Origin of the sequence: Metallosphaera javensis (ex Hofmann et al. 2022), from assembly GCF_022064045.1 — an archaeon.
GTDB classification, from domain to species: domain Archaea; phylum Thermoproteota; class Thermoprotei_A; order Sulfolobales; family Sulfolobaceae; genus Metallosphaera; species Metallosphaera javensis.
Genome location: NZ_JAKNCW010000001.1, coordinates 114,089 through 136,559, shown reverse-complemented (window position 1 = coordinate 136,559; position 22,471 = coordinate 114,089). Strand labels below are relative to the sequence as shown.

Annotated in this window: 25 protein-coding genes and 1 tRNA gene; 18 read left to right on the top strand and 8 right to left on the bottom strand. The window is 42.8% G+C overall.

The window, feature by feature from the left end; all coding sequences use genetic code 11:
* Nucleotides 1-150: 150 nt before the first annotated feature.
* Nucleotides 151-224, bottom strand: a tRNA-Ile gene (locus tag L3N51_RS00890).
* 247 nt (nucleotides 225-471) lie between these two features.
* On the opposite strand from L3N51_RS00890, the gene ahcY reads away from it, so the two are divergent.
* From ahcY to L3N51_RS00855, 7 genes are all read left to right on the top strand, one after another.
* Nucleotides 472-1,722 (top strand): adenosylhomocysteinase, encoded by a 1,251-nt coding sequence (gene ahcY, locus L3N51_RS00885; protein WP_238024729.1) that lies wholly within the window; start codon nucleotides 472-474, stop codon nucleotides 1,720-1,722.
* Nucleotides 1,723-2,018: 296 nt separating this feature from the next.
* Nucleotides 2,019-3,821 carry a ribosome biogenesis/translation initiation ATPase RLI gene (locus L3N51_RS00880; RefSeq protein ID WP_238024728.1) on the top strand — a complete coding sequence of 601 codons (1,803 nt, stop codon included), beginning with the start codon at nucleotides 2,019-2,021 and terminating at the stop codon, nucleotides 3,819-3,821.
* A gap of 81 nt (nucleotides 3,822-3,902) precedes the next feature.
* Nucleotides 3,903-5,054 carry a fructose-1,6-bisphosphate aldolase/phosphatase gene (fbp, locus tag L3N51_RS00875; protein ID WP_238024727.1) on the top strand — a complete coding sequence of 384 codons (1,152 nt, stop codon included), beginning with the start codon at nucleotides 3,903-3,905 and terminating at the stop codon, nucleotides 5,052-5,054.
* Between the two features lie 39 nt (nucleotides 5,055-5,093).
* The gene (locus L3N51_RS00870) at nucleotides 5,094-5,324 is read left to right on the top strand and encodes a 30S ribosomal protein S17e (RefSeq protein WP_238024726.1); all 231 of its coding nucleotides are present in this window, start codon (nucleotides 5,094-5,096) and stop codon (nucleotides 5,322-5,324) included.
* 1 nt (nucleotide 5,325) lies between these two features.
* A complete protein-coding gene (locus L3N51_RS00865; protein ID WP_238024725.1) occupies nucleotides 5,326-5,571 on the top strand; it encodes a ubiquitin in 246 nt (81 codons plus the stop codon).
* A gap of 3 nt (nucleotides 5,572-5,574) precedes the next feature.
* The gene (locus L3N51_RS00860) at nucleotides 5,575-5,943 is read left to right on the top strand and encodes a hypothetical protein (RefSeq protein ID WP_238024724.1); all 369 of its coding nucleotides are present in this window, start codon (nucleotides 5,575-5,577) and stop codon (nucleotides 5,941-5,943) included.
* Between the two features lie 211 nt (nucleotides 5,944-6,154).
* Nucleotides 6,155-7,558 (top strand): ATP-binding protein, encoded by a 1,404-nt coding sequence (locus tag L3N51_RS00855; RefSeq protein WP_238024723.1) that lies wholly within the window; start codon nucleotides 6,155-6,157, stop codon nucleotides 7,556-7,558.
* Between the two features lie 23 nt (nucleotides 7,559-7,581).
* On the opposite strand, the gene thsB is transcribed toward L3N51_RS00855, so the two are convergent.
* Nucleotides 7,582-9,243 carry a thermosome subunit beta gene (gene thsB / locus L3N51_RS00850; RefSeq protein WP_238024722.1) on the bottom strand — a complete coding sequence of 554 codons (1,662 nt, stop codon included), beginning with the start codon at nucleotides 9,241-9,243 and terminating at the stop codon, nucleotides 7,582-7,584.
* A 216-nt stretch (nucleotides 9,244-9,459) separates the two neighbouring features.
* Nucleotides 9,460-10,035: a TFIIB-type zinc ribbon-containing protein gene (locus L3N51_RS00845; protein WP_238024721.1), complete on the bottom strand. Its 576-nt coding sequence runs from the start codon at nucleotides 10,033-10,035 to the stop codon at nucleotides 9,460-9,462.
* Between the two features lie 113 nt (nucleotides 10,036-10,148).
* On the opposite strand from L3N51_RS00845, the gene L3N51_RS00840 reads away from it, so the two are divergent.
* The 3 genes from L3N51_RS00840 (at nucleotide 10,149) to psmB (ending at nucleotide 12,599) form a co-directional block, all read left to right on the top strand.
* On the top strand, nucleotides 10,149-10,523 hold the full coding sequence (locus L3N51_RS00840; protein ID WP_238024720.1) for a ribonuclease BN: 375 nt from the start codon (nucleotides 10,149-10,151) through the stop codon (nucleotides 10,521-10,523).
* Nucleotides 10,524-10,528: 5 nt separating this feature from the next.
* Complete coding sequence (gene hisS, locus L3N51_RS00835; protein WP_238024719.1) at nucleotides 10,529-11,821, top strand: histidine--tRNA ligase; 1,293 nt, start codon at nucleotides 10,529-10,531, stop codon at nucleotides 11,819-11,821.
* A 187-nt stretch (nucleotides 11,822-12,008) separates the two neighbouring features.
* Nucleotides 12,009-12,599: an archaeal proteasome endopeptidase complex subunit beta gene (gene psmB / locus L3N51_RS00830; RefSeq protein ID WP_238024718.1), complete on the top strand. Its 591-nt coding sequence runs from the start codon at nucleotides 12,009-12,011 to the stop codon at nucleotides 12,597-12,599.
* Between the two features lies 1 nt (nucleotide 12,600).
* On the opposite strand, the gene mtnA is transcribed toward psmB, so the two are convergent.
* The gene (gene mtnA / locus L3N51_RS00825; RefSeq protein ID WP_238024717.1) at nucleotides 12,601-13,650 is read right to left on the bottom strand and encodes an S-methyl-5-thioribose-1-phosphate isomerase; all 1,050 of its coding nucleotides are present in this window, start codon (nucleotides 13,648-13,650) and stop codon (nucleotides 12,601-12,603) included.
* Between the two features lie 2 nt (nucleotides 13,651-13,652).
* Complete coding sequence (locus L3N51_RS00820) at nucleotides 13,653-14,030, bottom strand: DNA-directed RNA polymerase subunit G (RefSeq protein ID WP_238024716.1); 378 nt, start codon at nucleotides 14,028-14,030, stop codon at nucleotides 13,653-13,655.
* A 54-nt stretch (nucleotides 14,031-14,084) separates the two neighbouring features.
* Here L3N51_RS00820 and L3N51_RS00815 point away from each other — a divergent pair, with 54 nt between their 5' ends.
* Together L3N51_RS00815 and tgtA are read left to right on the top strand one after the other, a co-directional pair.
* Complete coding sequence (locus tag L3N51_RS00815) at nucleotides 14,085-14,522, top strand: Lsm family RNA-binding protein (RefSeq protein ID WP_238024715.1); 438 nt, start codon at nucleotides 14,085-14,087, stop codon at nucleotides 14,520-14,522.
* A complete protein-coding gene (tgtA, locus tag L3N51_RS00810) occupies nucleotides 14,519-16,015 on the top strand; it encodes a tRNA guanosine(15) transglycosylase TgtA (protein ID WP_255775958.1) in 1,497 nt (498 codons plus the stop codon). The genes L3N51_RS00815 and tgtA overlap by 4 nt, the downstream gene beginning before the upstream one ends.
* Here the strand turns inward: tgtA and L3N51_RS00805 are convergent.
* The 3 genes from L3N51_RS00805 to L3N51_RS00795 are packed head-to-tail and all read right to left on the bottom strand — an operon-like array spanning nucleotide 15,983 to nucleotide 18,383.
* On the bottom strand, nucleotides 15,983-16,708 hold the full coding sequence (locus tag L3N51_RS00805) for a proteasome assembly chaperone family protein (protein ID WP_238024714.1): 726 nt from the start codon (nucleotides 16,706-16,708) through the stop codon (nucleotides 15,983-15,985). The two genes, tgtA and L3N51_RS00805, sit on opposite strands and share 33 nt — an antisense overlap.
* Nucleotides 16,690-17,211: a PUA domain-containing protein gene (locus tag L3N51_RS00800; protein WP_238024713.1), complete on the bottom strand. Its 522-nt coding sequence runs from the start codon at nucleotides 17,209-17,211 to the stop codon at nucleotides 16,690-16,692. Before L3N51_RS00800 ends, L3N51_RS00805 begins: the two co-directional genes overlap by 19 nt.
* Complete coding sequence (locus L3N51_RS00795) at nucleotides 17,208-18,383, bottom strand: proteasome-activating nucleotidase (protein ID WP_238024712.1); 1,176 nt, start codon at nucleotides 18,381-18,383, stop codon at nucleotides 17,208-17,210. Before L3N51_RS00795 ends, L3N51_RS00800 begins: the two co-directional genes overlap by 4 nt.
* A 70-nt stretch (nucleotides 18,384-18,453) precedes the next feature.
* Between L3N51_RS00795 and L3N51_RS00790 the strand changes: the two genes are divergently transcribed.
* Genes L3N51_RS00790 through L3N51_RS00765 form a run of 6 tightly spaced genes read left to right on the top strand, consistent with a single transcriptional unit; the run spans nucleotide 18,454 to nucleotide 22,418 of the window.
* Entirely contained in the window at nucleotides 18,454-18,942 is a 489-nt protein-coding gene (locus L3N51_RS00790; RefSeq protein WP_238024711.1) for a multiprotein bridging factor aMBF1, read from the top strand.
* Complete coding sequence (gene hflX, locus L3N51_RS00785) at nucleotides 18,939-19,991, top strand: GTPase HflX (RefSeq protein ID WP_287689858.1); 1,053 nt, start codon at nucleotides 18,939-18,941, stop codon at nucleotides 19,989-19,991. Before L3N51_RS00790 ends, hflX begins: the two co-directional genes overlap by 4 nt.
* On the top strand, nucleotides 19,988-20,524 hold the full coding sequence (locus tag L3N51_RS00780; RefSeq protein WP_238024898.1) for a tRNA methyltransferase: 537 nt from the start codon (nucleotides 19,988-19,990) through the stop codon (nucleotides 20,522-20,524). The genes hflX and L3N51_RS00780 overlap by 4 nt, the downstream gene beginning before the upstream one ends.
* A 13-nt stretch (nucleotides 20,525-20,537) precedes the next feature.
* Nucleotides 20,538-21,044, top strand: coding sequence for a transcription factor E (tfe, locus tag L3N51_RS00775; protein ID WP_238024891.1), 507 nt, complete (start codon nucleotides 20,538-20,540; stop codon nucleotides 21,042-21,044).
* Complete coding sequence (locus L3N51_RS00770) at nucleotides 21,031-21,972, top strand: DNA cytosine methyltransferase (RefSeq protein ID WP_238024710.1); 942 nt, start codon at nucleotides 21,031-21,033, stop codon at nucleotides 21,970-21,972. The genes tfe and L3N51_RS00770 overlap by 14 nt, the downstream gene beginning before the upstream one ends.
* Complete coding sequence (locus L3N51_RS00765; RefSeq protein ID WP_238024709.1) at nucleotides 21,972-22,418, top strand: RecB-family nuclease; 447 nt, start codon at nucleotides 21,972-21,974, stop codon at nucleotides 22,416-22,418. Before L3N51_RS00770 ends, L3N51_RS00765 begins: the two co-directional genes overlap by 1 nt.
* Nucleotides 22,419-22,471: the final 53 nt, after the last annotated feature.

Genomic DNA, 22,471 nt, shown 5'->3' with positions numbered 1-22,471 from the left:
AGTGAAATTTTAAAATTAGTTCCCGTACCAATATCTAGAAATAATAGTGTTACATTAAAGATTATTGAGAAAATCTCAGGGTGCGACCTTTACTGACATCCACTGGCAGAAGCTTAGGGAGTTCAAACGCGGGTATCAAATGAATACGTGTGGGCCCGGAGGGATTTGAACCCTCGACCACGCGGTTATGAGCCGCGCGCTCTACCTAGCTGAGCTACGGGCCCCTCACCTAAATAGGACATTTTTGTTTTTAAGGCTTACGACTCGGTGAATCAACCGCTTATCAGGAGCTTGATCTCATTCATTTTATTACGGTTATCTAAAGTATTAACTCTATAAAATATCATGATATTACTATTATTGGGATTGGGAAAAGATATTTCTGGTCTGCAATTTGTTAGGATATATCTGAAGTCCACGCTTGCCTCAGACCTAGCATACAAATTTATACTATCTTGTATCGTTGATCTCATGAATTACCGCATTAAGGATATATCCCTTGCAGACCAGGGTCAAGCCCAGCTGGAATGGGCCGAACTGCATATGCCAGCCCTCATGAGCATACAGAGGGAACTAGAAAGAACAAAACCACTAAAGGGAGTTAGAATCGCTGCAGTACTGCACGTAACCAAGGAAACAGGAGTTCTCATGAAAACCCTTAAACTCGCAGGGGCGGAAGTGTCCCTAGCAGCCAGTAATCCCCTATCTACTCAGGATGACATAGCCGCAGTACTTGTAAAAAAATATGAAATTAATGTTTTTGCATGGAAGGGAGAAAATGAGCAGGATTACTATAACAACATAAAGGCCATAGTGGAGATCAAACCACAAATAGTCATGGATGATGGCGGTGATTTACACGCTTACCTGCATGAGAACAATCTTTACGGCCACGTGATAGGCGGTACCGAGGAGACCACAACTGGCGTGGTCAGGCTAAAGGCCATGGAAGAGGACGGCGTTCTGAAATATCCGGTCATAGCGGTGAATAATGCTTTTACCAAATATCTGTTCGATAACAGGTTCGGGACCGGGCAAAGTGCCATCGATGGGGTTCTCAGGGCGACCAATATTTTGATAGCAGGAAAGACATGCGTAGTTGCAGGTTACGGATGGGTAGGAAGAGGAATAGCATCTAGACTCAGAGGGCTTGGAGGAAGAGTAATAGTAGTAGAAGCCAATCCCTTGAGGGCACTGGAGGCAGTGATGGAAGGATTCGAGGTGATGACCATGAAGGAGGCGTCAAAAATTGGAGATCTATTTATCACTGCTACTGGTAACATCAGGGCAATATCTAAGGAACATATCCTGAACATGAAAGATGGCGCAATTCTGGCAAACGCGGGCCATTTCAATGTGGAGATTGACGTTGAAGGTCTGAGAAAGATAGCTAAGAGCAGGAGGATGATTAGGCCATATACGGAGGAACATGTGTTACCAGATGGAAAAAGAATATACCTTCTGGCAGATGGGAGGCTGGTAAACTTAGCTGCGGGTGAAGGACATCCCAGTGAGGTCATGGACCTCAGTTTCTCAAATCAGGCCCTTTCAGTAGTCCACCTCTACCAGAACAGAGGATCCCTGAAGCCTAAGGTTTATGACGTTCCCCAAGATATAGATGAAAGGGTAGCTAAATTGAAACTGGATTCAATGGGAATTCAGGTAGAGGAGTTAACAAAGGAACAGATTGAGTACTCAAAGCAATGGAGATATGGCACCTAAGCCACTTCTTTTACTACTTCTCAAAATTATATTATAAAATATCTAGAATTAAAGCACCAAGGAAACCTACGTATCCTGACGACCTGAAGACCACATGTATACCTCGTTAGAATTAGGCCGTCGAAAATTATAAGTACTATTCAAATGAGGATTGATTGGTGCTTGCGTTGATGGAAGAGGAATGGGAAGATATAGAGGAAGAGGAATGGGAAGATATAGAGGAAGAGGAAGATTGGGAAGAGGATGAATGGTAAAGTAAAACACATAATTTTTGTTTTTTGCGGGAGGTGTGCCACTTGAGAGTTGCTGTCATTAATTACGATTCCTGTAAACCTGATAAATGCTCAATTGAATGCGTCAGGTTCTGCCCCATAAATAGGGCCGGGAGTAAGGCCATAGAGATAGATCAAACCAAGTTAGGTAAACCTGTTGTATATGAGGAAACATGTATTGGATGTAATATATGTGTAAAGAAGTGTCCCTTTGAGGCAATATCCATAGTAAATGTACCGGATAACTTCAGCAAGGAAGTTATCCATAGATATGGGACTAATGGATTTGAACTGTTTGGTCTTCCTATTTTAAAGAGCGGTTATATTATAGGTCTTCTAGGTAAAAATGGAGCTGGGAAAACTACTATCCTGAAGATTCTAAGCGGTGAAATTATACCGAATTTTGGGGAGGTTGACAACCAACCTAGCGTTGATACAGTACTACAAAAATTCAAGGGAAAAGAACTGTTCTCCTACTTTAGTGATCTATATAATAAAAAATTAAAGGTAGTCCATAAAATTCAGTATATAGAGTATGCTTCTCGTCTATTAAAAGGAGAGGTTTCTCAGCTACTGAGAAAGATAGATGAGCGAGGAAAGCTGGACGAGATAAGAGAACTGTTATATATGAACTCTATTTGGAATAAGGAAATTTCTACTCTCAGTGGAGGAGAACTGCAAAAAACGCTAATCGCAGCAGCACTAGCTAGAGAAGCTAACGTCTACGCTATAGATGAACCATCCTCCTATCTGGATGTAAGGGAAAGGATTAACGTAGCTAAGGGAATAAGGGAACTCACCAAAGGGAAATACGTGGTCACTGTAGATCATGACTTGATAGTCTTAGATTACATTGCGGATTTCGTCTCAATTATTTATGGTGAAAGCGGAGTTTATGGAAAGGTCTCAAAAACTTATTCCACAAGAGTTGGAATTAACAACTTCCTTAATGGATACCTGCCCGCTGAAAACATGAGGGTCATGGATCATAAGATCCAGTTTTATCTGAAGGATATTACAGATTTAGATCTAGCTAAAAATTCGACAGAGAAAGTACGCTGGAGCAATATAACTAAAACTCTGGGAGACTTCACGCTTGATACGGATCAAGGATATGCTAGAGAAGGCGAAGTTATAGGGATAGTGGGACCCAATGGAATAGGTAAAACCACTTTTATTAGAATCCTTGTTGGAGAGATGGAACCAGATTCAGGTTCCATCACCCCCACGGGACTCGCTTTGTCCTACAAGCCGCAACGTATAGTTCCTGACTATGATGGGACTGTGAGGGATTATCTAGAATCGGTAAGTAAAGATATCCTATCCACTTCCTCTTGGTTTTACACAGAGGTCACGCGGCGGCTTCGACTTCATAGGCTATTAGATTCCAACGTCAAGGATCTAAGTGGAGGAGAACTGCAGAAGCTCTACGTTGCTGGAGCGCTAGCTAAGGAGGCCCATATTTACCTGTTAGATGAACCTTCCTCGTATCTAGATGTGGAGGAACGATATGTGGTGGCTAAGGCAATAAAGAGGATTACAAGGGAGAGGAAGAGCGTATCGTTTGTTGTGGACCACGATCTAGCAATTCACGACTACATAGCTGATAGGCTCATAGTTTTCACAGGTATTCCGGGTAAAAGTGGACATGCCAGTGAACCCCTGTCCTTGAGTAAGGGAATGAACATGTTCCTGAAAGAAATAGGACTAACCTTCAGAAGGGATGCCGAAAGTGGAAGACCTAGGGCAAACAAGATAGGGAGTTACCTTGATAGGCTTCAGAGGGAAAGAAATGAATATTACTCGACGGAGACCGTAGCAGATTAACTGCCCAGAGGCTTAGAGGAACTCTCGATCCTAACTTTTCTTCAATAAGACTTTTTATTTATTAGACGCGTAAACTCTTTCATGAGATCTACTGTTAGTGTAATCAAGGCAGATATTGGAAGTCTAGCCGGGCATCATGTAGTCCATCCTGATACAATGGCAGCAGCCAACAGGGTTTTGGCAGAGGCTAAGAGACAGGGAATTATCCTTGACTACTACATTACTAACGTGGGGGATGATCTGGAATTAATAATGAGTCATACCAGAGGGGAATTGGATACAAAGGTCCATGAAACGGCCTGGGATGCGTTCAAGGAAGCAACCAAAGTATCTAAGGAATTGGGTCTGTATGCAGCAGGTCAAGATCTACTCTCCGATTCGTTCTCTGGAAACCTGAAGGGAATGGGTCCAGGGATGGCAGAACTGGACATAGAGGAAAGGCCTTCAGAACCAATTGCCATATTCATGGCCGATAAGACAGAGCCAGGAGCATTCAACCTGCCTCTTTATAAGATGTTTGCGGATCCGTTCAACACCGCAGGTCTTGTGATTGACCCCACAATGAATGAGGGGTTCAAGTTCGAGGTATTGGATGTGTACGAGGGGCAAAGCGTTATCCTGAATAGCCCTGAAGAGATCTATTCCCTCCTAGGACTAATCGGCACTCCAGCTAGGTACGTGATAAGAAGGGTTTACAGAAAGGCCGATAATATGCTGGGCTCTGTAACATCCATAGAGAGGTTGAACCTGATTGCAGGGAAATATGTAGGTAAGGATGATCCTGTTCTCATAGTCAGGTTACAGCACGGGTTTCCCGCGCTTGGAGAAGCCCTAGAGGCGTTCTCATTTCCGTACCTAGTCCCTGGATGGATGAGAGGAAGCCATTATGGTCCCATAATGCCTGTATCGCAAAGAGACGCCAAAGCCACTAGATTCGATGGACCACCAAGACTCATAGGACTAGGCTTCAATGTGAAAAATGGAAGACTAACTGGGCCGTCTGACCTCTTTGACGATCCTGCCTTTGACGAAACTAGGAGAATGGCAGCCATGATAACTGACTACATGAGAAGACATGGTCCATTTATGCCCCACAGGCTTGAACCAACGGAGATGGAGTATACTACCTTGCCAACGCTAATAGAGAAGTTGAAACCTAGGTTTAAGAAAGAAGAGGATGTAGCTAAAGCTAAACCCAGCGTTTACACGTCAAAGGATCAGGGAATGGACTAAATTTATTTTACTCAATGATTAACAACAGGGGGTGATCACGTGGGTAATATATATACGAGGGACATCAAGAGAATCGGCCAACAGATATACGAGCTGTATAAGGACCAAATTAGTACTGACTATGAAAAAAACAAGGAACTGGTAAAACAGGTAGTTGATGTATACTCTAAGAAAGTTAGAAACAGGATTGCTGGATATATAACTAGGAAGGCTAAACAGGCCAGCAGACCTGTAGAAGCTACAGAACAGCAGGAAGATCTAGAGGAGTGAAATGGTTAAAGTATTGCTTAGAGGTCCTCTAGTATCAATTTTTAACAAAAGCGAATTCTTGGTAGATGGTGATGATTTACTCTCGGTACTGTCAAAAATCGACAATCGTGGGATTATTGTTAATGATGGGAAAATTAAGCCCGGTTACCTTATCCTGGTAAACGGAGCTGATTTTAGGCTGTTGAAGAGTAGCAGTCTGAAAGATTCGGATACCGTGGACATTATCCCTATAAACCATGGGGGTTAAGTCTTGGAAATACTAGAATTACAAATAGAAAAAGGACTGGATGTCAAATCCCTCATTAAATACGATGAGAACTGTGTGTCCCAGGTATTATTTAGCTTACCTCCACTATCTGTAATAAGACAGGCATGCTACATTTTCTTTAACGGGAAAAATAGAACTAAAATAAGGGATAAAACCCTCTATTTCTTAGCTCTGCTCAGTTCCACGGACCAGCTAAACGAGGCAATGAAAAATACCCTTCCTAAGGACTACGTTGGAAGGGCCTACATTATAAAATGCTGTAAAAATGACTCCTTTTCTGACCCAATTCAAATCTCATCTAACCAAGAAAGAATTAGCTTGAGCAGAAATGCCGTACTTTCGCTTGGGTGAGACATTAATTTATTATCACTATCTCTAGATGTGGTCCAGACTTCCACCCATATTGCTCATCTTGATAGGTTTGATGATACTTCTTTATCCCATTTTCCATTTTCACCTACTATACATTATCATAGCCTTCATTCCTGTTTTGCTATTTATCGTCATTTTTAGATTCAAGAAAACCACGCTCTTAACTAGCAAGATCATAGACAAGCAAAATGTGTTCGAAATTCAGTCAAATAATCACACATATTCTGGGATTATTCTAAAATTAAATGGAAAAATTGAGTTAAACAAAGATAATATTAATTTTCAGAAAGAATTAGAATCACTTATGGAGACTCTTGGAAGAAGGGATGTAGGATTCGAATATTATGTTGTAACAAGCCTATCAAAAAAGAAGACCTCATCTTCCCTTATATTGCTAAGAGAGTGTAATAATTGTATAGAGGAAATACTTCAAGAAGTCCAAAATATAAGAAATATTTCCAATGCAGTGGCACCTCATATACAGTTAGATGTTACATCCTCATCGAACTCCGCCATTCCACTGCCCAGAGGATGGGGAGAGTTATCCTTCGCCAAGGTTTATGAGAGGGTCATTGACTCTCCAAAGAATACATTGCTCCTGAACGAATATGACGTAGATCTAGGCTATATGAAGACTGACGTTGCGGAGATCAAGACAGGGATAAACATAAGAGATCTCACCAGACATATTGCAATATTTGGAACTACAGGTAGTGGAAAATCTACAACTGCTACATTATTAGCAAAAAAACTGATTAAGAAAGGAATATCTATAACTATATTGGATTGGCATGGTGAGCATGTTGGGAAAATATCAACCCTTAAAGTTGCAAACAAGGAGAGCCCTGTGAGAATCAATCCACTGAAGCTGGGCGATATAGAGGAGGTAGTAGAGATTATGGGAGACGTGCTCAGACTTACCGATCCTCAGAGATTCCTTCTCTACTCCATCTTACTGAAAATGAGAAGGGCCAATAGATTCGACATGAAGATGCTGATCTCTATCTTAAGGAATATCGAGGAAAGTAGCAATTGGATGAGAGAGGTTAAATACGGACTTTTGAGGAAAATATATCTACTATTTACAAAGGAAGCTAAACTGATATTTGACGATAAGATAGACAACGTGGAGGTTAAGGAAGGTCTTTTCAATACTATTATAGATTTAAGTTTTATCAGAAATATTAGACTCAGGAGGATATACGGTTTAATGATAATTAAAGTGATATCAGATTATTTCATGAGGGAGAAACCTATGAGCACCTCTCTCCTGATGATTGAGGAGGCCCATAACTTCTTTGCTCATGATAATGATTTCTTGGAAAAACTAATCAGTGAGGTTAGAAAGTACGGATTGGGATTGTGTATAATTTCCCAATCTCCGTCGTCTATATCTCCAGAAGTTTTGAAGAACACAAATATCAAGATCATACACTCAATAAAGTCAGATACAGACAAGCGAATTCTAGCCGAATCCCTGTCTCTAACTCCCTCACTCTACGATAGCCTAGATAAGCTGGATGTAGGAGAGGCCCTGTTGTCTGCTCCAAATGTTAGAATACCAGTTGTAGTGAAAATAAGAGAAACAGAATAAATATAAATAGATGTTTAAAAAAGTTAATCCTCTTCTGAGGGCTTCTCAGACTTATTGTCTTTTCCTCCAGTTCCGCCCGATTTCTTTCCTGCTGCTACTAGGTCATCTATCCTGAGTATGAGTGTGGTAGCCTCTGTTGCAGCCTTAATTGCATTCATCTTTACAAGAGCGGGCTCTATAACTCCCCTAGCCCAGTTATCGGTAGGCTGACCAGTATTGAGATCTACGCCGTACCACTTGTTTGCTTCATTCTCGTGCAGAGATCTCAGTTTCATTAACTGATCTATTGGATCAAAGCCAGCGTTCTCAACTAGAATCATCACGAGGCTCTCAAGTGCGTTGGCATATGCCTCTATTGCCAGTTGCTCCTTACCTCCAACTTGTGGAGCCTTCTTTCTTAGCCTCTTTGCAATCTCTATCTCTACTGCTCCTCCTCCTGCCACTGCCCTTCCGTCCTTGATAACGTCCGCCACTGTTCCCAAAGCATCTCTCAATGCTCTCTCCGTCTCATCTACAACTCTTTCTAGACCTCCCCTAATGAGTATACTAATGGCCTTTGGATTCTTGGCTCCTTCCACAAACACCATCTTATCCTCTCCTATCTTTCTCTCCTCTACAAGTGCCGCATGTCCTAGATCCTGCTCTGATATCTCCTCAATGTTGGACACTACCCTACCTCCTGTGGCTCTTGCCAACTTCTCTAGGTCACTCTTCTTTGCCCTCCTCACTGCTAGAATGCCTTTCTTTGCTAGATAGGACTGTGCTACCTCGTCTATACCTTTCTGGCAAATTATTACATTAGCTCCTGTTTTTGCTATCATGTCTACCTTTTCCTTGATAATGTTCTCCTCTTCCTGCAAGAATCTCTCCATCTGGGTTGGATCGTTGATTCTTATTTCAGCATCAAGCTCTGGCTTTTCTACCTCCAGTGGAGCGTCAATCAATGCTATCTTTGCGTTCTCCACTCTCTTGGGCATTCCAGGATGTACGACTTCCTTATCTACAATTATACCATATATTAGCTGTGTGTCATTTATACTTCCACCTGCCTTCTTAACTATCTGGATATTGTCTAGGTCAACGTACCACTTATCCCCTCTGAGCTCTGCCACCTGGGACACTGCTTTAACTACCACATCGCTCAGATATTCCCTAGAACCTGCAACTGCCTTGCTGCTTAGCGAAGTCATGGCAACCTTCTTCATCAGCTCTACGTCATTAATACTAACAGGTTGAGCTATCTCTTGAATCGTCTGAAGGGCTACCTCTTCAGCCTTCTTGTACCCGCTGATAATAATCGTTGGGTGTACTTCCTTGTATAGCAAGTCCTCTGCTTTCCTAACCAGTTCTCCAGAGAGAATCACAGCTGTCTTGGTTCCATCGGCTGTTTCTTCGTCCTGACCCTTAGCTATCTGAACAAGGAGTTTGGCAGCAGGATGTTGCAGATCCATCTTATCCAACAAAGTAGCTCCATCGTTGGTAATTGTAATGTCTCCAAGACTGTCTACAAGCATCTTGTCCATACCTCTAGGTCCGTATGTAGTCCTTAGCGCCTCTTCCACTGCCTTGACGGCCGCAATATTGGCCCTAAGTGCCTCCTTTCCAAAAGCCCTACTTGAACCTTCTTTCAAAATTATTACGGGAATACCTTCCGGAGTTGTAGCAACTGTAGCTTGTGAAGCCATAACGGTCACCTTTCAGCATCTCTTAGAAAGAGGTTATATAAAAACTTTTCTTATCTGGTTTACCGATCGATGTGGTATCGATTAACCAGTAATCCTTTTCCGGCTAATTGACCAGAAATAATCTAGTCAAAAATAAAACTTACTAATAACATTTTTCTATAACTAAGTATATTCAGAAAACTCTAAATATATTATATTTTCTTGTTTCTAATTTAATTATACTTTAATCTCAGATTGGTCAAGTATTCTCATTATTTCCAGTTTTATAGTAAATGGAATTTGTTTTGCAACTCTCTTTATATTTTCTTCATCTGTATAATACTGTTTAAAAAGGTTTTTAATACGGGCTCTATTATTACCATAGATTAAATAATATGTTAATAATACTCTAGTCTTAAATTTTAACCCGCTGAATATACCTTTATCTTCCAGATATTTGTATATTCGGAAGGCTACTCTATCACTTTGCAATTTATATAATGCGTCCAATGAAATCGGGGAATAGATTCTGGATATATGAATACGTCTATCATTACCAGATAAATTTAGTTTAACTCCCTTAAACTTTCTCATAAACCTTGTTTTCTTCATTAATTCTATAAATTCTCTATAAGAATCTAGCCTATTATTCTTAAGAATATAACCCTGGCCCGATGTTCTTGACACCTCTTCTGCATAAACAGGCCTATAGTCGTAGACCTTATCCAATGTGGTCCCACAATCTCCACATACGATCTCACCTCTTACATAGTCCCATAGTAGATTCTTTGAGCCACAGTAGTCACATATCAAGGTATCCATGTATAGCAGAGTGATAGACAAGTTCATCCATGCTTCTTTACCCTAGTAAATTGTGGGAGATTAAATCGAAACTAATTTAGTTATGACATATTGATGTCATGAAAATGGACAACGTTTTCGAGGATTTAATGGATAGCCTCTCAAAGAACGATATGGAGGATGTCATATCACGCGCAAGGGAACTAGAGAAGAGCGATACATCGGCATGGAACAGATTTGTAGTTTACCTAGATTTGAGAACCAAGGGCAAAAAGGTATCAATCTCCAACATAAATTCTAGCCTAGGGATTTTGGACAAAAATAACAAATTAATCGGATTAGTGCTAGTTATATCTGAGAATGAATCGATAGACATAGAGAAAATAGTAGAATTAGTAAAATTTGCAAAATCGATGAGGATAGAAATTTTCATGGCGCTTGTGGATAAGTACGGAGATATAACATATTATACTCTGGAGGAGATAAACTTAACGAAGTGATTTCGATGGTATCCTATGAGCCTATGCGCGGAATGGAGGATTATTTTGATGCGGACTCAAAGGTAATTAGATGGATTGAGGACAGTTTCCGAGAAACGGCAGAGATTGCAGGTTACAAGGAAGCAATGACTCCCATAGTTGAAGACTTTGAGCTGTTCTCCCTTAAGGGTGGAGAAGAGTTAAGGAATACAATGTATGTCTTTAAGGACAAAGGGGATAGGGAAGTAGCTTTGAGGCCAGAGATAACACCGAGTATAGTGAGACTATACCTAAACTCCTTACAGCACTACCCTAAACCCTTGAGAATCTTTTACATAGGTAGGGTTTACAGATATGATGAACCGCAGCAGGGTAGATACAGGGAATTCAGACAGGCAGGAGTAGAGCTATTGGGCTCCGATTCTATTATGGCAGATATAGAAGTACTTCATTTATTAGAAAATTTCTATAGAAAAATTCATCTTAAGGATAAGATTTCAATTAAAATAAATAATATTGGAATTTTCAGAATAATTTTTAATTATCTCTCACTTAATGACCAGGTACAGGAGCATCTGTTACACCTCTTGGATAAGGGAAAAATAGAGGAGGCTGAGAAAATCCTGGATGAGAAAATAAGCGAGAACTCTAAGATTAGACGATTCGTTCAGATTTTAATCACTAACGGTAAATCCGTTAAATTGAATGAAGTAATGGATGAGGCCGAAAAGACAGAAGTACCAGAGTTAAAAAACGAAATAGAAAAACTAAGACTTCTCTCCGATGTTCTGTCCTCTCTTAATCTTAATCACACGCTAGATTTTGGGTTCGTCAGGGGACTGGCGTATTACACAGGTCCCATCTTCGAGGCGGTGAAAAAAGATCTTCCCTTCAGTATAGCAGGGGGAGGGAGATACGATTCACTGGTGGAAGTCTACGGGGGGAACAGGACACCTGCTGTTGGCTTTGCCATAGGAATTGAAAGAACCATGTATGCCATTGATAGGGACAAGATGAAATTAAACCCAGAGGTGCCGGTCATAGCTGTTGTAGCTCTGGACATGTCGGTAATTCCGCATGCTCTCACAGTGGTATCTATGCTTCGGGATAGGGGATTCGTAACTATTCTGAATAACAAGGAAATCTCCCTATCTAAACTAGTACCATTCTATGCTGAACAGGGGTTCACGCATTTGGTAATTATAGGACAGAAGGAGGTTACGTCAGGGAAAGTCACAGTGAGAAACCTAATTAAACGGGAGCAATTATCGGCAGAACTAAAGGAACTGCCAGATATGATAGTTCTATCCGACAAATGAGATACAAGGATCTCTTTGGCATACCAACCACCCTAGTTATATTTGCATGTACCTTACGCTAGACCTCTTAGCACTGTATAGATCTGGAGATTACCACAACTCAGCGATACCGTAACCATACAGAAGAGAGAATGGAATTAAGACAAATATTATAACCCTTAGAAGAGTAGATTGAGAGGGAATATTAATGGAAGAATTACCTTCAACAGCTGTTGGTATTAGACTTCAAGATGGAGTAGTTTTAGGAGCAGTCAGGCGATTAAGTTATGGAGGTTACGTACTAAGTAAGTCCGCTAAGAAAGTCTTCCCCATTTCAAGGTTTGGAATAGGAGGAGCGGGACTTTTCGGAGATCTTCAGGCGCTCACAAGAATAATGAATGCCAACATTAAGTATTACGAGCTCTATAACAATAGGCCTATTTCCACCAGAGCAGCGGCGAAACTACTTTCGATTATACTTTACCAATACAAATACATGCCCTTTATCTCTGAGGTTTTATTCGGAGGAGTTGATAACGGAGAACCTCAGCTATACGTTCTAGATCCTTTGGGATCTCTTCTCGATGACTTATACGCAGCTGTAGGTTCCGGAGCTAGGGTAGCCATAGGAGTCCTAGAGGCTGAGTACTCGGAGAAGCTAACATTGGCTCAGGGAAGGGAGCTTGCTATCAAGTCGTTGAGGGCTTCAGCAGAGAGAGATGTAACTTCTGGAGATGGAATTGATATACTAACCATCTCGAAGGATGGAAAAATAAATACAGAGTTTCTATCCTCTTAACCTACTCTATAAATTTCTTTAAACTATCTCTAAATGGCGGGTATGCTATTCCTTTTTCGGTTATAATTCCCGTTATTAGTTCTGGCGGAGTTACGTCAAAGGCGGGATTAAGGACCTCTGCGTCCTTTACCGTGATCTCAACCATGTTTAGTACAGTTTTTACCTCGTCTGGTTTCCTTTTCTCAATTACAATGTCGTTAGCCCCTGTCCTGTCTATGGTACTTGTTGGAGCAACCACGTAGAAATCCGCTCCGTGATATTTGGCTAGTATGGAAATTCCATAGGTTCCTATCTTATTGGCCACGTGGCCGGAAACCAGGATTCTGTCTGCACCCAAAATCACCTTAGTAATCCCTTCATGCTTCATGGCATATGCCACCATATTATCTGTGATCAGCTTTGAGGGTATTCCGTCCTTGGTTAATTCCCACATGGTCAGTCTAGCTCCCTGTAATAAAGGCCTTGTCTCTGTTGCGATAACCCTGATGGATTTCCCTTGCAACCACGCAGTTCTTATAACTCCAAGAGCGGTACCAAAACCTGCAGTAGCTAACGAGCCTGTATTACAATGGGTGAGAATTACGTCCCCATCCTTAATTACTTGGCTACCTATCTCTCCCATTCTCCTGTTAATCTCTATATCCTCCTTCTGAATTCTCAATGCCTCTTCAACTATCTGATTTTTGAATTCCTGAGGAGATACACCATCTGAAAGCAGTGAGTTGGCCTTTGATTTCATCCTGTCTATGGCCCAGAACAGATTATATGCGGTAGGCCTAGTTCTGCTGAGTCTCTCCGCCGCCTTATTCACCACCTGGTACAATGTCTGGATATCACCCTGCGAATTATACACCGCCGCCGCGATACCCAACGCTGCCATAACACCTATTGCGGGGGCACCTCTCACCTCCATGGTCTCTATAGCTCTTGCAACGTCCTCATAGTTAGAAGACTCCTTGTACTCCTCTTTCCATGGTATGGCGCTGGTGTTTAGCCAGACCACCTTTCCATTCTCAAATTTTAAAGGAACTATATCGCTTAGCCTTCTCACATTTACCCACTCTTCTTTACACAGAAGTATACATGGTCCATAACATTTAGTCCTGCTCTCTTCAGAAAGTCGTCCTTGCTAGATATTCTTAGAAGTGGACCGAAGAATGAGATGATGGTTACATATGCACCCTCATTCTTCTTCTTTTGGGTTACTACATAACCATGTGCGCAGAAATCCCTTTCGGTGAAATCCGGTCTTTCCTTGGAAAGCACTATATTTACACTTTCTCCGTCATTAAACATGTTAAGCGAGGATATCATATCCAGATTAAATTCAGTGTCCTGACACTTCATGGAAATCACCAAAAGGTCTCTCAGTTCTCCTCTTTTTATAGAATCTATTTTGCAAGTTTCTGAAAATGCATAACTACTGAGCACGGGAATCACTCCACTATTTAAATCCCCATATTTTAACTTTATGTGGGTTTGGTTATGAGCGCCTCAAAAAGAATCGTGGCTGACATGAACTCACTACTGGATAAAACAGTGGTGGTTAAACTAAGTAATGGTAAAAGCTATTCGGGGCAGTTATCCTCATACGAGCTGACTCCATTTATGATAAGCCTAATTAATGCGAAGGACAGTGAAAATAACTCCTTTTACAAGGTATTAATAAATGGCAACGTTATTTCAGAGATCCTAGTAAAGTCCGTTCCAATCTTCGATGCTAGAGAGTTTGCTGAAGTGGTTCAGAAGAACCTAGGCCTGAGACCTGGTGACGTAAAAGTGTACGAAGAAGTTGGAATTATCACAGTGATGGAGAGAATTAAGGTATCTGAAAGCGGAGTTGAAGGTAGCGGTCCTATGGCTCAGAGAATATATGACCTTTACAACGAGTATATTGCCAAGAAGAAAGGAGACACGAAATGATAGGTGACTTTGAGGTCAAGGATGAGGATCTGGCCGGTAGGATAGCGGTACTGGAAACTAAGCACGGCAAGCTAGAAACTCCTGCTTTTTTCCCCGTCATAAATCCCCTGAAACAGGAGATTTCCCTTGAGGAGCTCAGATCCATAGGTTTCAATAATTTTATTACGAATTCGTTTATTTTAAAGAAGAACGGTGTTATTCCCAATACCATTCATGAGAAGTTTGGAGACAATTTCGTTATTATGACGGATTCGGGAGCCTATCAGATACTTGAATATGGGGAAATAGAACAGACAAACAGGGATATTGTATCATACGAGGCCAAAATCAGGCCAGACATAGCAGTGTTTTTGGACATACCAACAGGAAATGCAGACGATAGAGAGGAAGCCAAACTTTCCGTGGAGACAACCCTAGAGAGAGGAAAGGAAGTTATTGACATAGTAGATCAAAACCAAGATATAATCTGGGTTCACCCCATCCAAGGTGGCCCGTTTCTTGACCTCGTGGAATACTCCGCTAAGGAAGCCAGTAGAAGGGCAAGCTACAAAATGCTAGCCCTTGGAAGCCCTACAGTCTTTTTGGAGAAATACAAGTATGACACCCTAATGGACCTGATTTACACCGCCAAATCTAACGTTAGCAGGGGAATTCCATTTCACCTATTCGGGGGAGGAGTACCTCACATCATCCCCTTTGCAGTGGCGTTAGGTGTGGATTCCTTTGACTCCGCCTCCTATGCAATTTTCGCTAGAGATAATAGGTACTTAACGGGGGAGAGAACATATAGGCTTGAGGATCTTGAGTACTTCCCCTGTAGTTGTCCCGTATGTTCTAGATACGATCCATCTGAGTTATTGGAGATGAAATCGGAGGATAGGTACAAACTTCTAGCTATCCACAACCTCTGGAAGATAAAGGAAGAGATGAACAGAGTAAAGCAGGCCATAAAGGAGGGGAGATTATTCGAGTATATTCATCAGAAGGCCTATTCCCATCCGGCCCTTTACTCGGCATTCAAGTCCATGCTCAAGTACTCCAGTTATCTAGAAAAGTACGATCCGAGGGTCAAGGGTAACGTTAAGGGAGTCCTCCTATTTGACGCCAACTCGATGAAGAGACCTGAGCTTTTAAGGCATTCTGAATTTATGGAGGAGTTAAGCCCCAAGAAAGCTAAGGCATTGATAATCTGTGGAGATAGATTGAACAGCCCCTTTATCTCAGATCCTAAGGTTAAATCGATACAGGGAAAGAATAAGGATTACGACCTATTCGTTGCACTTCCCTTCTACGGTTTAGTTCCTGTAATGGCATCGGAGGCCTTTCCCCTATCACAGTTTGAGATTCCAGATACGCTCGACGAAATCACAATAAGCGAGACGGTCTCCAAAATAAAGGAGATATTGCGCAATAAAAACTACGCAGAGATAAAGTTCATGGAATGTGAAAAATCTGCACTGTCACATGTAATGTCTATCAACACCACTCTTTGAAAGCTCCTTCTGTATCATTTCAAGTTGCCTTTGAAGTTCCTGTTCTATCTTTTTGGCATCCTCATAAAGTTCCTTGGTGTCTATGTTGAAGCCAATAACTTTGTTTATAACATCCACGGCTACAGCTGCCGCACCTGGATCCAATCTCTCTCTGTCCGCGTAGGGAAGCAGGATAGTGGCTGGAAGGTCCTCTATTTCAGCATAAACCGTGAAGAGGGCAAGCGGTCCAACCATGATAAGTTGTTTGTTAAGAGTGGGATAGGGTAAATCTATTGAACTTTTGCTGGTTTTCATCCACTTTATGGACTCATTGACGTCCTTGTATCTCTTATCTAGACCTCCTATTAGGATTGAGTCCTTCACCTGAACCTTCTTCAACCATTTAACTAAACCATGAGCGAAGTTGCTCCACTCCCTCTGAAAAGGTAGTAGATGATTCAGGAGCACTAGAACCTTGAACTCATCGTCATAGAATAGCTCGAAGGGTGTTGCAACTCCGTAATCGTCCAGAAAGGTAACATCCCTGAGATACTTTGTGGTCACAAACCCCACTCTTCTCATTCTTCTGGATAAAACGATATGTCTCACTGACAGGTAACCAACCTCTCCCAAGGTCCTAAATCCTGAGATGAACCTGGAATTTGCAAGCTCGTTCTCTGAGATGTCCTTTAGAATTACTTTCGTATCTTCCACCTCTCCCTAACTGTTAATGCTACTCCCCTTTTATATTCCATCACTTCCTCGCCTGATAGCCTCATTTTTCCTATTGCCAACAACTCGTCATCCTTGTTCACAACAATGGCCTCGTCTCCGGCTCTCAATCTCCTATCCACGTTCTCCACATGCTTGGCGAAAACATTACCCTCCCTCAGTATTGCATCTTCCACCTCCTTCCTTACCACCACCCTGAGGCTTGGGAAGGGAGTACACTCTTTCAGTTTTCTTCCTGCGTTAATGGTTAAGGAGAAAAGGCCATCCTGAGGTCTTAAGACCAGGAAAAGGCCATCATCCGAAACAACGTTCCTAATACGCCACGTGTTCACAGACCTCTGAATCTTGAACGACTCTTGGGAGTCAAATAAACAGTTACCAATACCAAAACCAAATTGATAATCGGCTATGGCCTTTAACACGTCAAGATAGGGGAGAGCGTCCTCTGGTTCTGTTACAAATTGCTTGTATCGGTTCTGATTCATACATACTTCTCTCCCCTATCCACTACTTCCTTACTTAATTTTTTGGATCTTAACCTCTCAATGGCACTCCTGAAATGGGCCATGTTAATCACGTTGCTGTCGTTCCTTATTGCAATGTAACCTGCTTCTGTGCAGAGATTTTTGAGATCTGCGCCACTGAATCCTTCAGTCATCATGGCGAGCTCATCCACGTTAACCGAGTTATCCACCTTCATCTTCTGCAGGTAAATTCTTAGTATCTGCTTCCTTCCATCAACGTTGGGCAAAGATATCTCTATCAGTCTGTCAAACCTTCCAGGTCTCAGAAGTGCTGGATCAAGTATATCTATCCTGTTCGTGGCAGCTATGATCTTTACGTTGTCCAAAGGTTGAAAACCATCTATCTCTGCAAGGAGTTGCATCAATGTTCTCTGAACTTCCCTCTCCCCACTGGTCCCCAAATCAATTCTCTTGGCGCCAATAGCATCTATCTCGTCAATGAATACAATGGAAGGCGCCTTCTTTCTAGCCAGCTCAAATACGTCCCTGACTACCCTAGCTCCCTCTCCCACAAACTTCTGAGCGAACTCCGAGGCCACAACATGTATAAATGAGGCATTACTCTCGGAGGCGACGGCCTTGGCCAGCATAGTTTTCCCGGTACCTGGAGGACCATAAAGAAGTATCCCCTTAGGGGGAGTAATCCCAAGTTCCTTGAATAGTTCAGGCTTCTTGAGGGGAAGCTCCACTACCTCTCTGACTTCCTGAATTTGCTGATCTAGGCCCCCTATATCCTGATACCTTACATTGGGTCTCTCCACCACTTCCATGGATCTTACCAAAGGATCATCCCTGTCCCTCAGGACCTCAACAACTGCAGAACCTCTTTGATTTAGGGCCACGTATTTGCCCACCTTAATGGAGCTAAAGTCAACCGTTCCTGATACGTTCACCACCAAGTTTGGACCTGAAGTACTCTTAACCACAACTCTACCATCTTCAAGAATATCCAGGACAATTGCCTCTATTAGTGGCGGACTCAGTAATTTCTCCATTTCAGACTTGTAGTAGTTCAGCTCCTTTCTCAGGCTCTCGGCCTCCATCTGCATGGTCCTTATCTTCTCCTCCAGAATCCTCACCGCGTGCTCATCGGTAACAGAAGTATCCCTTGAAAATTCTAGTTCATCAGACAAACTAGATCGAATAACTCATTTGTTAAGTTAGACTAAAAATGTTTATCGCCAACTATTATACATGAGACCAATGAAAAAAGGCGTAGAGACATATTGCGAAATGTGTGGAAACAGGATTGATGGACCTAGTTTCTCAGTGAAATTTGAGGGTAGTACCATAACGGTTTGTAAGTCATGTTATGAGAAAATCAAAAAACACTCCACCCTAGTCCCCAGGGAGACCAAACCCCAGCCTGCTAAGCAGAAGAAGGTGGCTAAGACCGAGGAGACGGAACTTGACATAGATGAGGATTATCCCAAGATAATCAAGGAGGCACGGGAAAGATTACACCTGAGCACTAAGGAACTAGCGGAGAGGATGAAGGTACAAGAGAATATTATAAAGAGAATGGAGATGGGGAGACTGAAACCTACCATAGGTGAGGCAAGAATGCTGGAGCGCATACTAAACGTGAAGCTTGTGATACAGGTCAGCCAGGGAAAGGGCAAGTCTCAGGAGCCTGAGGATCAAACTCTAACCCTAGGAGATATCATCAGGATCAGGGAGGGGAAGAAGTGAAAGCAACCCTCTTCGTATCACACGAGTTTGCCGACGAAGCGATGTCCCTGCTTGAAACTGCTGGATACGAGGTTGAGAAGACATATCCTCTCCCATCTAGACCCAACAGGCTTTACTACATTCCTCAGGACAAGGTGAAGCTCCTGCAGGAACAGAAAACCGACGCCGTCGTGGTCTTTGATCTCCTATCTCCTAGGCACTTCATAAATTTAAACAGGTCGCTGAGCGGAAAGAAGGTCCTCGATAAGCTCCTCCTTCTGCTGGAAATATTCGCCCTCCACGCCGGATCCAAGGAGGCCAAACTTCAAATTGAACTGGCCAGATTAAAATACGAATTACCAATTATCAAGGATATATATAGTAAAACCAAAATATCAGAGCAACAGGGACCTCTGGGTGCAGGTACTTACGGCGTCGAGTCCACGTTAAGACTTTACAACAGGAAAATATCGAAGATTACGAAAGAGCTAGAGGGACTGAGAAAGTTCAGAGAGGTACAGCTCAGGAACAGAAGAGAGGAGTTTCCCTATGTGGCAATCACGGGCTACACAAACGCCGGGAAGACCTCGATCTTTAACGCATTGACGGGGCTGAACAAGCCAACGGATCAATCAATGTTCACCACCACTGCTCCCAAGAGATACGCGATCTCCATCGGGCCCAAGAAGGTGACGCTGGTTGATACGGTGGGTTTCATCAGGGGAATTCCACCCCAGATAATTGATGCCTTCTTCGTGACCTTGTCAGAGATAAGATACGCTAATGCCCTGTTACTCGTGGTGGATATCTCGCTGGAGGACTCCCTGCTCCTAGAAATGACCAGATCCTCCTTCGAAATTCTCCGGGAGTTGGGAATCTCGGGCAAACCCATGGTGATAGTGGGGAATAAGGCTGACCTAGTGGACGGGAGATCTAAGGAGAAAATGGAAATGATATACTCCCTGAGCGACAAGCTATACTCCCCCATAACAGATACTATTTTAGTTTCAGCTAAAAGGGGCTGGAACTTAGATAGTCTGAGGGATAAGATATTCTCCCTAGTCAACTGAAAGATGTATACGTGCTCAGGCTTGGTCACAGGCCTCAAAGGGATAAGAGGGTCACCACACACGTAGCCCTAGTTGCGAGGGCATTTGGGGCCAAGGGTATTTACATTCAAGGGGATGATCGGAAACTTATCAAGAAAATTGAGGACGTAATCAATATTTGGGGAGGAAAGTATTTCAGAATTGAAATGATATCCAATCCAAGAAAATTAGTAAAGGACTGGAAAGCTACGGGCGGTAAGGTTGTACATCTCACCATGTATGGAATAAACTTGCCAGACGTGCAGGAAAAGATACGTGAGCTGGACAAAATTCTAGTGATTGTGGGCGCAGAAAAGGTTGAGGGGTGGTACTATCACATGGCAGACTTCAACGTCGCCATCTCCAATCAGCCACACTCAGAGGTGGCATCCCTAGCTCTCTTTCTTGATAGACTATATAAGGGAGAACAGCTAAATATTATGTTTGGGGACGGCAAAATTAGTGTTATCCCTATGGAGAGAGGTAAGAAGGTGACCAGACGTGACGACCAGTAACATTGATCAGCTCATGAAGGATATGGCAAGGGATCTCTTGGGGGAGGACGTTATAGACGTACTTTCGTTCCTTCTTGACAACAAGACAGAGCTGACTGACGAGGACATGGCCAACAAACTCAATGTTAAGGTTAACGAAGTCAGAAAGAAACTATATGCTCTTGCCGAACACGGGCTAGTGAGTTACAGGAGAACCAGAGATAAGGAGACCGGATGGTATGTGTATTACTGGAAGGCTAACGTGGATCAGATAAATGAACTTCTTCTATCGCGCAAGAGGGAAATCCTGAACAAGCTCAAGGCCAGACTTGAATATGAAACCAATAACGAATTCTATATTTGCCCGGAGGACAAAACCAAGTATACCTTTGAGGAGGCCTTTGAGAATGAGTTCAAATGCCCCAAGTGTGGCGTTCAGCTGGTTTATTACGACTCAGCCAAGATGCGGGAATTCCTGGAACGCAAAATCAGGGAAATAGAAGAGGAGATTTCCAGGGAGACTAAGGTTGGGAGTTCCTAAGGTAGTGGACCTTTTTTCAGGAGCCGGAGGATTCGGGAGAGGTTTTAAGGAGACAGGATTTCAGATCGCTGTCGCTGTGGAGTTAAATCACGCTGCTTCGAGAACGTACTCGGCTAATTTTCCCACAACCACAGTCCTGGAGGAGGACGTTCGAGAGATCACAGGGAGGGAGATAATGGCGGAGATTGGTTCTGAGCCAGACGTCGTAATAGGAAGCCCGCCATGTGAACCCTTCACCGCCGCCAACCCTCTAAGGATGGACAACCCGGTGGATAGGCTGTATGAAGATGATAGAGGGGCATTAACTCTGGAGTTTATCAGACTGGTGGGAGAGCTAAGACCCAAGGTTTTCGTCATGGAAAACGTTCCATCCCTGGTGGAGACCAAGGAATTGAGAGAGGCCCTCATCCACGAGTTTAGAAAGGTAGGATATGAACCCGTGTTCAACCTTTTACGGGCTGAGGACTACGGGAATCCCTCAAGAAGGGCCAGGGTTTTCATTTCCAATCTTAAGCTTGAACTGAAGACTGTGCCCAAACGAACTGTGTGGGATGCGATCTCAGACCTGGAGAACAGGTTCGATGTTCCTAATCACGAAGTTGTGGAGGTAAATGAGAGGAAGTTGAGGGAAATGGCATCCCTAGAGTATGGAGACTACATGACGATGTTCCGTGGTCATAATAAGGACATTCCGCTTTATGTGAGGCTAGATCCTATGGATATTGCGCCCACGGTCATGGGGAATTCCAAGTTTGTCCATCCCTTCAGTCCCAGGTATTTGACGGTTAGGGAACAGGCCAGATTGATGAGCTATCCAGACTATCACGTGTTCTATGGCAGCAAGGAAGAGCAGTACAATCAAGTGGGCGAGGCTGTACCAGTAGTCTTATCAAGAGGAATAGCATCGAGTATACTCGGTGCTCTTTAGTGGAGATAAGCGTGGTTCTACATAACGTAACAAGTTCGCAGCGGCTGGTGGATTTCGCCAAACTCGTGTTTGGCCTAGACGTTAAGAGACTTGTGTTAACCAAGGTAGGTGGTACGGCCGCACAAGCTGGAATACCGGACGTGGGAAGGCTTGCAGTCAAGACAGGGAAGTCATTGATAGTTCTACCAGACCTAAAGGACGCCATAGAATTACTTGGTTCCAGAAAGGTATACCTCCTGTCTCCCCTTGCTGATAGGGAAGTGGACGAGCTGGATCTATCTCAAGATTCCTTGCTGGTTTTTTCTGGAATAGAAAACGGATTTACAAAAATAGAGCAATCATTAGGGGATCATGTAACCTTGAGGTCCATGAAGATGGACCCCGGACCTATACCCTATGCCAGTGCAGTTCTATACTGTGCACTAGTGGGAGGAAAGAGAGTTTAGGCTGGATTTCCTTCAGAAACATATTAATACCACATGAAGGAAATGTAGTTCGC

Excerpts from the sequence above, each read along its gene's own strand:
- ahcY (WP_238024729.1), top strand. The coding sequence starts at position 472 with ATGAATTACCGCATTAAGGATATATCCCTTGCAGACCAGGGTCAAGCC.
- fbp (WP_238024727.1), top strand. The coding sequence starts at position 3,903 with ATGAGATCTACTGTTAGTGTAATCAAGGCAGATATTGGAAGTCTAGCC.
- L3N51_RS00865 (WP_238024725.1), top strand. The coding sequence starts at position 5,326 with ATGGTTAAAGTATTGCTTAGAGGTCCTCTAGTATCAATTTTTAACAAA.
- thsB (WP_238024722.1), bottom strand. The coding sequence starts at position 9,243 with ATGGCTTCACAAGCTACAGTTGCTACAACTCCGGAAGGTATTCCCGTA.
- L3N51_RS00840 (WP_238024720.1), top strand. The coding sequence starts at position 10,149 with ATGGACAACGTTTTCGAGGATTTAATGGATAGCCTCTCAAAGAACGAT.
- hisS (WP_238024719.1), top strand. The coding sequence starts at position 10,529 with ATGGTATCCTATGAGCCTATGCGCGGAATGGAGGATTATTTTGATGCG.
- psmB (WP_238024718.1), top strand. The coding sequence starts at position 12,009 with ATGGAAGAATTACCTTCAACAGCTGTTGGTATTAGACTTCAAGATGGA.
- L3N51_RS00815 (WP_238024715.1), top strand. The coding sequence starts at position 14,085 with ATGAGCGCCTCAAAAAGAATCGTGGCTGACATGAACTCACTACTGGAT.
- tgtA (WP_255775958.1), top strand. The coding sequence starts at position 14,519 with ATGATAGGTGACTTTGAGGTCAAGGATGAGGATCTGGCCGGTAGGATA.
- L3N51_RS00800 (WP_238024713.1), bottom strand. The coding sequence starts at position 17,211 with ATGAATCAGAACCGATACAAGCAATTTGTAACAGAACCAGAGGACGCT.
- L3N51_RS00790 (WP_238024711.1), top strand. The coding sequence starts at position 18,454 with ATGAAAAAAGGCGTAGAGACATATTGCGAAATGTGTGGAAACAGGATT.
- tfe (WP_238024891.1), top strand. The coding sequence starts at position 20,538 with ATGAAGGATATGGCAAGGGATCTCTTGGGGGAGGACGTTATAGACGTA.